Below are 11,456 nucleotides of genomic sequence, written 5' to 3' on the forward strand. Positions count from 1 at the left end.
GGGCGGCCGGGCCCGGGAGGGCGCCGCGGCCGGGGCGGCTCGGTGTCAGCACGGCTGGTCCGTTCGCGCGTGGGCGGACGCCCTGGGGAGCGTGCGGCTCGCGTGGATCAGAAGGGCCAGCGCGGCCGCACCGCAGGTGAGGATGGGTACGCCGGCCGGTCCCCACGCGGCGACGAGGGTCTCGACGGGCACGGCGAGGAAACCGCAGCCGGGCAGACGGCCCGTGAAGACAGTGGCCACGGCGATCGTCTCGGCGGCGCTCGCGGCGCCGAGGAGAAGCACCGGGAGCCGTGGCGAGCCGTGCACCACGAGGAGGCGGGCGAGGAAGAGCAGCATGCCGAGGGTGAGGGTCCGGGGGTGGTGGGCGGTCTCTCCGAGGGCCTTGGCGCAGAGTCCGGTCAGGGCGGTGAGGGCGCACAGGAACAGGGCGAACACGCCGAACACCAGGGGACGCACGGAGGCGGTGAACTCCTCCAGGCTCCGGCTGGCCTCCAGACGGCGGCGGGCGCCCACGGCGAGGAGGTGCGCGCTCCACGCGGCGGGGGCGCAGGCCAGGACTAGGGTCAGCGGAGGTGCGAGGGTGAGCGGCCAGGGGCCGTCGGTCGCCCCGGTGGGCAGACCGTCGGGGCCGCCGTTCATGGCGGCGCGCAGGAGTCCGTCGCCGAGGGCCGCGTGGGCGAGCAGCGCGCAGGTCCAGCCAGCGGCGCCGAGTGAGCCGGGGTGCGCGTGGCCGTGCGGGCTCAGCGGGCCTCGGCGCAGTGCCGCGCGCAGGGCGAGGAGGACGGCGAGGGCGCCCGCGGTCGCCAGGCTGAGGCGCGTCTGGCCGTCGGTCAGGCGCAGTCCGGTGACGGTAGCGGCGCACAGGGCACCGGGCAGGAGGGTGAGCAGCGCCCAGTCGGAGCGGGCGCGGGGCGTGGTGGTGAGGGCGGGGCGCGGGGGGCGGTCGCCGTCGCGTGGGACGCGGGCGTACATCTCCTCCGCGAGGGAGAAGACGTCCCGGTGCCGGAAGCGGGCAGCCGTCCGGTCGGTCATCCCGTGCGCCTCGAGACCGGCGGCGATCTCCAGCGGGTCGACGGCGCGCTCACAGAGGTCACGGTGGCGGTGCATCAACGCCTTGACGGGGTCGCCGGCACCGCGACGGGGGGCGGCTTCCGACGCAGGCGCGGTTGCCGGCGCAGAGGAAACTGCCGGCCCAGAGGCGAGAGCGGGCGCGGGTAAGGGCGGCTCCCCCACCGCTCCCGTGCCGTCGGCGGGCCGCTCGGAGCACGGTTCCGCCCCGCCCTCCGGGGCCACGCCCGCGGAGAGCGCGTCCTCCGGGGCGGTGTCTTCGACGGTCTCGCCCTTCGGGGCGAGCCACTCCTCCGATCGGTCGACCCATGCCCCCGCGACGGAACCCGGGGTCGCCGGTGTGCCGGGGTGGTCCAGTTCGCCGAGGTCGCTCATCGCGCCCCCTCGGCCGCGGCGCCCCGCCCCGCGGCCGCGTCACGCTTGCGTGAGCCCGTCCAGGGGCCCGCGAGTCGGGCCTCGGCCGGGACGGCGAAGGGCCTGGGCTCACCGGGGCCGTCGAAGGCGGCACGGTGCACGGGGGTGCGGGAGACGGTCTCCAGGTAGATGTCGTGGAACGCCGTGACGTTCTGCTCGACCGTGAACAGTTCCAGGGCGCGTGCGCGGGCGGCCGCGCCCAGGCGCGCACGGCGCTCGGGATCGCGCAGCAGCGCGACGCAGGCGTCGGCGAGCGCCTTCGGATTGCGCGGCGGCACGACCAGTCCCGTGCCGCCGATGACCTCGACCACCGCGCCGACGTCCGTCGACACGGTCGCCCGCCCGCAGAACATCGCCTCGACCAGGCCGGCCGGGAAGCCCTCGACGACGCTGGAGAGAACGACGACCGCGCCCGCCGCGTACGCCTCGGCGAGGCCGGGCGCACCCGGGTGGCCGAGGTCCTCGAAGGACACCGGGTTGTCGCCGACGCAGTGCGGTCCCTCCGCCTCGTCGGGGAAGAGCTGCGCGGCCAGCGCACGGCAGTGGCCGAGATACGCCCGGCCCTCCGGTCCGCTCGGCGCGCCGATGATCCGCAGTCGTGTCGGGGGCTCCTCCCGGCGCACCTCGGCGAACGCGTGCAGCAGGGACACCAGGTCCTTCGCCGGCTCCACGCGCCCGACCCAGACGAGGGTGCGCGGGTCGGCGGCGTCAGGGGAGTCGCCCACTTCGGCGAAGGGTGCGGCGTCCATGCCGGGGTGGACGGTGCGCAGCTTGGCCCGGTCGGCGCCGCATCGCTCCTGCCAGCGCCGGGCGTGCGCGTTGCCGGCCGTGAGGCAGGCGGCCCGGCGGTACACCTCGGCGGCGAGCCGCCCGTGGAAGGCGGTGACGAGCGCCCGCACCGCGGGGGACGTCACCCCCGAGGCGAGGACGTCACCCTCCGCGTGCGTGCCGCCCTCCCCTGACGCCTCCACCGCTTCGAAGTTCAGGTAGTGCGACCGCAGCCGCACTCCGTACTCCGTGACCACCAGGGGCACGCCGAAGAAGTGCCGCGCCAGCAGTCCCACCAGGGCGGCCGCTCCCCCGGAGGTCGCGTGGCACAGGTCGACCGCGCCGAGGCCGCCCCCGCCGCGGCCCCCACGGTGCCCACGACCCCGTTCACCACGTCCCCCGTCCCCCTCCTCCTCGTACCAGCCGAGCGAAAGGGGCCGCAGGAGGCGTTCCACATGCGCCGCCACCGCGAGCAGTTCGGGCACGCGCGCCTCGCGGGCCGTGCGCGTCGCGCCGGGGGCGCGGCAGGCGCGTTCCAGGGCGCGCAGCGCGTCCTGCGAGCGGAGTGCGCGCACCAGTGAGCCCTCGTCGCGGGCCAGCTCGGCGAGCCCGTACAGCGCGCTGCCGAAACGGTCCGCCTGAACGTCCGGGGCGCCTGCCCCGGAGATCCCGGCCGCCAGTTCGCCGTAGCACTCGGTGAACCGCCGGCGCGCGCGGCGGCCGTACGCGACCCCGTCGTCCTCGGCCGTCCACAGCCGGGCCGTGCGCACGCTGCGGACCTGCGAGGGCAGTTCGACCCGGCCGGCGGTGTCCTGTCGTTCGCTGCGGCTGAGGGCGAAGAGGGCGAACTCGTGCTGTCCGAGTCCTCGCACGAGCCGGTCGCACCAGGGTCCGGTGTCACCGCCCACATACGGATAGCCACCCTCCGTAAGCAGTCCGATGCGCACGTGTGCACCCCCGATCTCCCGTTTGAGGAGCCGCCGTTGGTCGGCGGCTCACAGCGGGACGAAGGTATGCGGACGAGGACGTGGTGCGACGGACGGTTGTCCGTCGCACCACCAAAAGGGGTGAATGCTCGTAACTTTCCCGCGCGGCACGCGTTGTGCCCCGCTAGGGAGGACCTACTGCGTGGGGTACGGCCAGGGGTTGGGCAGGCAGCGGATCCCGTCGTGCTCCAGGAACTTGGTCTGCTGCTGCATGACCGGCGCGAGGTCGCCGTTCTTGTCGCAGGTCACATGGCTGTAGCCGAGCCGGTGGCCGACCTCGTGGTTGATGAGCATCTGCCGGTAGGCGTACATCTGGTCGCCGTAGGTCTGCGAGCCCTGCGCCCACCGGTAGGCGTTGATCATCACGCGTTCGGTGGAGGCCGAGTCGCAGGAGACGTTGTCGATGGTGGTGTCCAGACCGGACTTCGCACACCATTCGGCGGTGGTGCCCGGGCTGGCGAGGGTGATGACGAAGTCGGGCTCGCCGGAGTGGATGCGTTCGAAGGTGCGTGCGCCGTCGTGCGCCCAGCTGCGCCGGTCGTTCAGCGTCTTCTGCACGGCCTGCGCGAAGAGCGCCGCGTCGAGACCGAGTCCCTGTTCGACGTCCACGCGGTAGGTGTACTTGCGCCCCTCGCCGGGCGCCTTGTCGATGCCGGGCACGGCGTCGAACCTGCCCGAGCCGGCGAGTTCGGCGCCGAGGGGGTACTTCCGGTCCATCTGCTGCGCGTACGTCAGCGGCGCCGCCTCGGGGAGCGCGGCGGAGGGGCCCGGGCGGCCGCCGCCCCGGCCGGTGGAGTCCCGGGTGTCGCGCGCGGACTGGCCGGCGGCGGTCTGCGACCGGGCGGAGTCCTCGTCGCGCGCGTCGGTGACCTGTCCGGCGACGACGATCGCCAGCGCGGTGGTGACGGCGGCGGCCGCGATGCCGGTGAAGGCCCGCCCCTTGCCGCCCCTGCCGGCCGAGGGCGCGCCGGAGGGCGGCACGTCGTCCTCGCCCCCGTCGGCCGAACGGGGGTCCGGGTCCCATTCGGTGGCGGAGGCGTACGGGTCGCCGCTCGTGTGCGAGGAGACGGCGCCGGACTGGGGCCTGCGGCGGGCGAAGACGTCGTCCTCCTCAAATGCGTCGAGGTAGTCCTGCCGGGGGCCGCCCGGGGACGCCGGTCGCTGACGGGGGATCAGCGGCCCGGCACCCTGTGCCGGACGTCCCGTCAACTCACCCCATGCTCCCCCGGCTTCCCGCTGCTCGGGGTGATCGCCACGAGCCACCCGGGGGAAACCGTGCGCGGGAGTGCCTTCGGGCAGCCTGGGCGAGCCGTGGGCTGGGGGTCTGTCAGAAAGCGGGGGAGAGCCGTGGGCGGGGGTCCCGCCGTCGGGCCGACCCGCCGCTTCTTGATCGCGGCTGCCCCGCGCGTCCGTCTTCGAAACCCCTCCGCGCGCCCCGGTGGAGGCGCTCCCTTCGGCGCTGGTGGTCGTACCTCGCGGCGCGCTGCTCTGCACCGGCCCCCGTCGGCTGTGCCGTCCCACGTCCCCCCTCAGCTCCCCGCGTCCACGGACCCGGCGCGCTCGGCGGCCGGACCGGCCCCCGTTCCCGCGTCCGGGGCGCGGGTCTCCGCCAGCAGTTCCCGGAACGCCGTAGCGACCGTCTCCGGGTATTCCATCATCGCCACGTGTCCGGCGTCCGGCAGGGTCAGCAGCCGGGAGTCGCGGAAGGCGCGTGCGGACCGCTGCGCCATGCGGAAGCCGACGAGCTGGTCGCGGCCGCCGTAGACGAGGAGGGTGGGGGCGAGGACGCGTTCGGCCTGGCGCCACAGTCCGTGCTGGCCGCCCAGGGTGTAGGCGTTGACCAGCCCGCGCGCGGAGCGGGTCATGGCGTCCCAGAAGTACGGCAGTCGCAGCCGCCGTTCCATCTCCTCCACCGCGTGCTGGAAGGACTCCGGCGCGACCCGCCCGGGGTCGCCGTAGCAGAGGGCGGTGACGCCGCGGACGCGCTGTTCGGCCGTCCACTCCCGGGTGAACCTGCTGAACAGCGCGGCCGCTCCGGGGACGCCGAGCAGTCCCGTGGGCACCGCCGTGCGCTGTATGCGCAGCTCCGGCAGTGCGGGCGAGACGAGGGTGAGGGTGCGCACGAGGTCGGGCCGGACGGCGGCGACGCGCGTGGACACCGCGCCGCCGAGCGAGTTGCCGAGGAGGTGGACGGGTCCGCGGGCGGAGGCGTCCAGGTAGCGGATGACGGCACGCGCGTGTGCGGTGACGGAGTAGTCGCCGTCGTCCGGGGGCGGGGAGTCGCCGAAGCCGGGCAGGTCGACGGCCTCGCTGTCGACGACGCCGTCGAGCAGGGCCATCAGCGCGGACCAGTTCTGCGAGGAGCCGCCGAGACCGTGCACGTAGAGCGCCGGTTCCAGGCCTTCGCGCGTGGGCGGCCTGGAACGGATCTTCAGCGTGACGCCCGGCAGTCCGACCGACCGCAGCCGCTCGCCCTCGGCGACCCTGACGGACACCGCCTTCGGCAGCACACTGGCGGGCGGCACTGAGGGCAGCTCGGTCGAAGACATGCCGCAATGTTACGAGACGATCACGCCGTGACTTGTGTGTTCGCCGTCACAGCGGAGAGGTCGGGAATTGCGCAGATGGCGGCGCGATTCGTGGGCACATCGCATAGCGTCCGAAAAGGGTGTCTCCTAGGCTCGTAGAGAGGGCACCCGCGTGTGGCACCTGCATTCTCAGGGACGTTCGTAGGAAGGGAGCCCGCCATGACCGTCGACCCCACCGACCCCGAGACGTTCGTGAACGACGACGAGGTCTCGGAGGTCGACGTCGAGGCGCCGGAGAACGACGCCGCGGAACAGCACGCGGACGTCACGCCGCACCGCGACGACCCCCTGGAGAGCGTCGACCCCGCCCGGGCGAACGAGGCCGACCTCGTCGAACAGGCCCGCGTGGTCTCGCTCGACGAGGACGACTACCGCTGACGCGCACGCCAGGGACCTGACGGCGGCACAGGCGAGACGGAGGCGGAGTTTGCCCACTGCATACCGATAGCAAACGTTCTGTACTGCTTTTACCATCGTCCGGTCCGTGAAATTCTGCGCTCGCACCGCGCGCGTCACCGTTACCGAAAAGTACGATGGCCGCGCGGCGGCACACCGCATGAGGACGACTTTGGGAGGCGGCGTGACAGCCATCGAGCAAACTGAGGCGGCGCGCCCGCGAGGTACGCGCTTGCCGCGCCGTGCCCGACGGAACCAGCTGCTGGGCGCCGCCCAGGAGGTGTTCGTCGCGCAGGGCTATCACGCTGCCGCGATGGACGACATCGCCGAGCGCGCCGGCGTCAGCAAGCCGGTGCTCTACCAGCACTTTCCGGGCAAGCTCGACCTCTATCTGGCACTGCTGGACCAGCACTGCGAATCGCTCATCCAGGCGGTCCGGAGCGCGCTCGCCTCGACGAGCGACAACAAGCAGCGCGTGCGCGCCACGATGGACGCTTACTTCGCGTACGTGGAGGACGACGGCGGCGCGTTCCGGCTGGTCTTCGAGTCGGACCTGACGAACGAGACGGCGGTGCGCGAGCGCGTCGACAAGGTGACGAACGAGTGCGCCGAGGCGATCTGCGACGTGATCGCCGAGGACACCGGCCTGTCGCGCGCGGAGTCGATGCTGCTGGCCTCGGGACTGGGCGGTCTCGCCCAGGTCGTGGCCCGCTCCTGGCTGCACAGCGACCGTAGCGTCCCGCGCGACCAGGCGGTGCAGTTGCTGGCCTCGCTGGCCTGGCGGGGCATCGCCGGTTTCCCGCTGCACGGCACCGAGCAGCACTGAGCGCGCACGCCCGCGTGCGGACCGTCGGCTCTTTGTTCCCGTCCGCTGTTCGCTCCTGGCGTGGTCGGCCGCGGCGTACCCGTCCCCTCACCGGGCTAATGTGTGCAGCGTACGGCGCGGACGCCCGCGCACCACTGACCGTCGGAGGGACATAGCCGTGGAGGTCAAGATCGGCGTGCAGCACGCGCCCCGCGAGATCGTTCTGGAGAGCGGTCAGAGCGCCGAGGAGGTCGAGCGCCTCGTCTCCGAGGCGCTGGCGGGGAAGTCGCAGCTGCTCAGCCTCGTGGACGAGAAGGGCCGCAAGGTCCTGGTCCCGGCCGACCGCCTGGCCTACGTCGAGCTGGGCGAGCCCGCCCCGCGCAAGGTGGGCTTCGGCACCCTGTAGGCGGCGCGTGACGAGGGGCCCGGCAGCCGATTCCGATTTCGGCTGCCGGGCCCCTCTTCGTGCACCGCGGCCGGTCCCGCCTACGTGGGCGGCGACGGCCGCCGGGCTCTCGCCGTCGGCGGCGGCGAAATTCTCCACGGATGGAGCACGACTTCCCCACAGGGGAGGATTGCCTTTCGCAGGTCACGGGTATGACGGGCTACGACCTTGATGCACAGCCCGCCGTCTGGGAGGGACCCGCATGATCTTGGAAGCGCTCGGCTCCGCTGTGCTCGGTCTCGTGCTCGCGTGGGCGGCGTTCCACCGCCTGTCCCACCGACTGCCCGCGCCCACCATGGTGTTCGCGACGGGCGTCGCCGGAGCCCTGTTCGGCGACTTCATCACCCACAGCGCGCTCGGCCCGGGCAACACGCTGCTGAGCCTGCTCGGAGCGGCGGTCGTGTCCGCCGCCTCGCTGTCCCTGCTCCTGCGCCCCACGGGCCGAGGCCTGCGGCGATCAGCCACTGCCTGAGGCGCACCGAGGGGGCGCGGGGAACCGCGCGACCAGCCGGCCCTGCGCGGGCCGGCAGCCGAAGCAGTCTCCCCCGCCCTCACGGCGCCCGACGGCACCTACGCGGCGAGTCCAAGAGCCGCCATCCGCTTGGTGTGGGCCTCGGTGATGCGGGAGAACATCCGGCCGACCTCGGCGAGGTCGAAGCCGTCCGCGACGCCGCCGACCAGCATCGTCGACAGCGCGTCACGGTCCGCGACCACCCGCTGCGACTGGGACAGCGCCTCGCCCATCAGCCGCCGAGCCCACAGCGCCAGCCGTCCGCCCACGCGCGGGTCGGCGTCGATCGCCGCGCGCACCCGGTCGACGGCGAAGCCCGCGTGGCCGGTGTCGTCGAGGACGGCGAGCACCAGGGCGCGCGTGTCGGCGTCCAGACGCACGGCGACCTCCCGGTAGAAGTCGCTGGCGATCGAGTCGCCCACGTACGCCTTGACCAGACCCTCCAGCCAGTCGGAGGGGGCCGTCTGCCGGTGGAAGCCGTCGAGCGCGGCGACGAACGGCTCCATCGCGCGCGTGGGCTCCTCACCGATCTCCGTGAGCCGGCCGCGCAGCCGCTCGAAGTGGTGGAACTCGGCGGACGCCATCTTCGCCAGCTCCGCCTTGTCCTCCAGGGTGGGCGCCAGTTTGGCGTCCTCAGCGAGCCGTTCGAACGCCGCCAGCTCGCCGTACGCGAGCGCACCGAGCAGGTCCACGACCGCGGCCCGGTACTGGGGATCGGCGGCGGCCGTCGCCCAGTCCTGGGCGGCGATGCCGGTGGCGGCGTTCTCGTTGTCGGGCTTGTCAGAGGTCGTCATGAAGCGCACAATAGCCCGCTCCCCGCGCGGGGGACGGCCCTGGTCGACGTGTGCGGCGACGAAGCGCGCGGGACCGTGCCCGTCGGTGTGACAACCACAACGTGACCGAATCGGCCATCGCATGTGCGCGGATCCAAGGTATGGTGGTAATGCGCCTGCCGAGTATTCGACGGGCCGCATGTATGAGGATGCCCGGTCGGTGGCCCGATCGGCTCCGACCCGACAGCCCGCCCTGACCGTACGGCTCTGCGCGTACGACGATCGGCGGGACACCCTCAGCGGTACGAACGCTGGAGCGTCGGATGAGGTCCCGTGTGCTGACGGCTCGCCCGTGAGAGGCGGCCGCGTCCCCCGGCACGGTCCGACACGACCCCCGCGCTCGCCTCGCACCGCGCACACAGAAGAGGCAGCACCCTGACTACGACGTTCCGAGAGCTCGGGATCCTCCCCGAGACCGCCGAGGCCCTGGAGGCCGTCGGCATCACCACTCCCTTCCCCATCCAGGAGATGACGCTCCCCGTGGCCCTGTCGGGCACGGACGTCATCGGCCAGGCCAAGACCGGCACCGGCAAGACGCTCGGCTTCGGCCTCCCGCTCCTCGAGCGCGTCACGGTCCCCGTCGACGTCGAGGCCGGCCGCGCCCGCCCCGAGGACCTCACCGACGCCCCGCAGGCGCTCATCGTGGTCCCCACGCGCGAGCTGTGCACGCAGGTCACCAACGACCTGCTGACCGCGGGCAAGGTGCGCAACGTGCGCGTCACCGCGATCTACGGCGGTCGCGCGTACGAGCCCCAGGTCGAGGCCCTGAAGAAGGGCGTCGACGTCGTCGTCGGCACCCCGGGCCGACTGCTGGACCTGGCGGGCCAGAAGAAGCTCAACCTCAAGCACGTCAAGTGCCTGGTCCTCGACGAGGCCGACGAGATGCTCGACCTGGGCTTCCTGCCCGACGTCGAGAAGATCATCGGCATGCTGCCGGTGAAGCGGCAGACCATGCTGTTCTCCGCGACCATGCCGGGCGCGGTCATCGGCCTCGCCCGCCGCTACATGTCGCAGCCCACGCACATCAACGCCACCTCGCCCGACGACGCGGGGCGGACGGTCGCGAACACCAAGCAGCACGTGTACCGCGCGCACAACATGGACAAGCCCGAGATGGTCGCGCGCATGCTGCAGGCCGAGGGCCGCGGCCTGGTGATGGTGTTCTGCCGCACCAAGCGCACGGCGGCCGACCTCGCCGACCAGCTCAAGCAGCGCGGCTTCGCCTCCGGCGCGGTCCACGGCGACCTCGGCCAGGGCGCCCGCGAGCAGGCGCTGCGCGCCTTCCGCAACGGCAAGGTCGACGTGCTCGTGTGCACCGACGTCGCCGCGCGCGGCATCGACGTCGAGGGCGTCACCCACGTCATCAACTACCAGTCCCCCGAGGACGAGAAGACCTACCTGCACCGCATCGGCCGTACCGGCCGCGCGGGCGCCAAGGGCATCGCGGTCACGCTCGTCGACTGGGACGACATCCCGCGCTGGCAGCTCATCAACAAGGCGCTGGAGCTCGACTTCAGCGACCCGCCGGAGACGTACTCCACCTCTCCGCACTTCTATGAGGACCTCGGCATCCCCGCGGGCACCAAGGGTGTCCTGCCGCGCTCGGAGCGCACGCGCGCCGGGCTCGACGCGGAGGAGCTGGAGGACCTGGGCGAGCCGGGCGGCCGTGGTGGTCGCGGCCGCGGCGACCGCCGGGGCGGACGGGACGACTCCCGCTCCGCCGAGCAGCGTGAGCACGTCGGCCGTACGCCGCGCCGCCGCCGTCGTACCCGGGGTGGCGCCACCGTCGACGAGACGCCGACGACCGAGCAGGCCCGGACCGAGCAGGTCAGGGCCGACCAGGCCGGGCAGGCCGCGGCTCCCGCCGTCGAGGAGGCGGCGACGTCTCCTCGTACGCCGCGTCGCCGTCGCCGGACCCGGGGCGGAGCCTCGCAGGACGCCGTCGCCGCGTCGGCCGCCACGGCCGCCGTCGAGTCCCCCGCACCCGAGGCCGCGGAAGCGGCCGTGACGACGGCGGAGGGCCCCTCGGAGGTCGCGTCCGCCGACGCCGAGAAGCCGCGCCGCCGCCGCACCCGCCGCAACGCGGTCGCGTCGGACGCGCCGGCGACCGTGACGGAGCCGGCCGCGCAGCCGGTCCCCGAGACGACGGCAGTGACCGAGTCGGCCGCCCCGGCCGTCGAGGCGACGCCGCCGGCGGAGGCCACCGTCGCTCCGGCGGAGCCCGCGGAGACCAAGCCCCGCCGCCGCACCCGCAAGGCGACGGCCCCGGCCGAGGCCGCGCTCGACACGGCCGAGGCCGCCGAGGCCAAGCCCCGCCGCACCCGCAAGGCGACCCAGTCGGAGACGGCCGCCACGCCGGTCATCCCGGCCCAGGCCGCGCAGGAGCCTGAGGTCAAGCCGCGCCGCACCCGCAAGACGGCCGCTCCGGCGGAAGCCGCCGTGGACACGGTCGAGGCGGTGGAGGCCGCCGAGGTCAAGCCGCGCCGCACCCGCAAGACGGCCGCTCCGGCGGAAGCCGTCGTCGACACGGCGGAAACGGCCGAGGCCAAGCCGCGCCGCACCCGCAAGACGGCCGCTCCGGCGGAAGCCGCCGTGGACACGGTCGAGGCGGTGGAGGCCGCCGAGGTCAAGCCGCGCCGCAC

Annotated in this window: 10 protein-coding genes; 5 read left to right on the forward strand and 5 right to left on the reverse strand. The window is 73.7% G+C overall.

The genetic code is table 11. The features are described 5' to 3' along the window. Window positions 1–45 precede the first annotated feature (45 nt). From ACIOC0_RS33755 to ACIOC0_RS33770, 4 genes are all read right to left on the reverse strand, one after another. Window positions 46–1,443 carry a hypothetical protein gene (locus ACIOC0_RS33755; protein WP_402159534.1) on the reverse strand — a complete coding sequence of 466 codons (1,398 nt, stop codon included), beginning with the start codon at window positions 1,441–1,443 and terminating at the stop codon, window positions 46–48. Beyond that, window positions 1,440–3,197 (reverse strand): DUF3492 domain-containing protein, encoded by a 1,758-nt coding sequence (locus tag ACIOC0_RS33760; protein WP_402159536.1) that lies wholly within the window; start codon window positions 3,195–3,197, stop codon window positions 1,440–1,442. The genes ACIOC0_RS33755 and ACIOC0_RS33760 overlap by 4 nt, the downstream gene beginning before the upstream one ends. Window positions 3,198–3,371: 174 nt before the next feature. After that, window positions 3,372–4,757, reverse strand: coding sequence for a DUF3152 domain-containing protein (locus ACIOC0_RS33765; protein WP_402159538.1), 1,386 nt, complete (start codon window positions 4,755–4,757; stop codon window positions 3,372–3,374). Window positions 4,758–4,765: 8 nt separating this feature from the next. Beyond that, entirely contained in the window at window positions 4,766–5,785 is a 1,020-nt protein-coding gene (locus ACIOC0_RS33770) for an alpha/beta fold hydrolase (RefSeq protein ID WP_402159540.1), read from the reverse strand. Window positions 5,786–5,983: 198 nt separating this feature from the next. On the opposite strand from ACIOC0_RS33770, the gene ACIOC0_RS33775 reads away from it, so the two are divergent. The 4 genes from ACIOC0_RS33775 (at window position 5,984) to ACIOC0_RS33790 (ending at window position 7,942) form a co-directional block, all read left to right on the forward strand. Then, on the forward strand, window positions 5,984–6,202 hold the full coding sequence (locus ACIOC0_RS33775) for a hypothetical protein (RefSeq protein ID WP_351094953.1): 219 nt from the start codon (window positions 5,984–5,986) through the stop codon (window positions 6,200–6,202). Window positions 6,203–6,404: 202 nt separating this feature from the next. Beyond that, window positions 6,405–7,046: a TetR/AcrR family transcriptional regulator gene (locus ACIOC0_RS33780; protein ID WP_351094951.1), complete on the forward strand. Its 642-nt coding sequence runs from the start codon at window positions 6,405–6,407 to the stop codon at window positions 7,044–7,046. 157 nt (window positions 7,047–7,203) lie between these two features. Beyond that, window positions 7,204–7,431, forward strand: coding sequence for a DUF3107 domain-containing protein (locus ACIOC0_RS33785; RefSeq protein WP_130443775.1), 228 nt, complete (start codon window positions 7,204–7,206; stop codon window positions 7,429–7,431). 241 nt (window positions 7,432–7,672) lie between these two features. Further along, entirely contained in the window at window positions 7,673–7,942 is a 270-nt protein-coding gene (locus ACIOC0_RS33790; protein WP_402159543.1) for a hypothetical protein, read from the forward strand. A 98-nt stretch (window positions 7,943–8,040) separates the two neighbouring features. Here the strand turns inward: ACIOC0_RS33790 and ACIOC0_RS33795 are convergent, their stop codons facing one another. Then, the gene (locus ACIOC0_RS33795) at window positions 8,041–8,784 is read right to left on the reverse strand and encodes a ferritin-like fold-containing protein (protein ID WP_130443779.1); all 744 of its coding nucleotides are present in this window, start codon (window positions 8,782–8,784) and stop codon (window positions 8,041–8,043) included. Between the two features lie 498 nt (window positions 8,785–9,282). Between ACIOC0_RS33795 and ACIOC0_RS33800 the strand changes: the two genes are divergently transcribed. Next, window positions 9,283–11,456: DEAD/DEAH box helicase (locus tag ACIOC0_RS33800; RefSeq protein WP_402159545.1), on the forward strand; the 2,174-nt coding region annotated here is incomplete at its 3' end.

Origin of the sequence: Streptomyces sp. NPDC088254 (genome assembly GCF_044740925.1) — a bacterium.
In the GTDB taxonomy this organism is placed as follows: domain Bacteria; phylum Actinomycetota; class Actinomycetes; order Streptomycetales; family Streptomycetaceae; genus Streptomyces.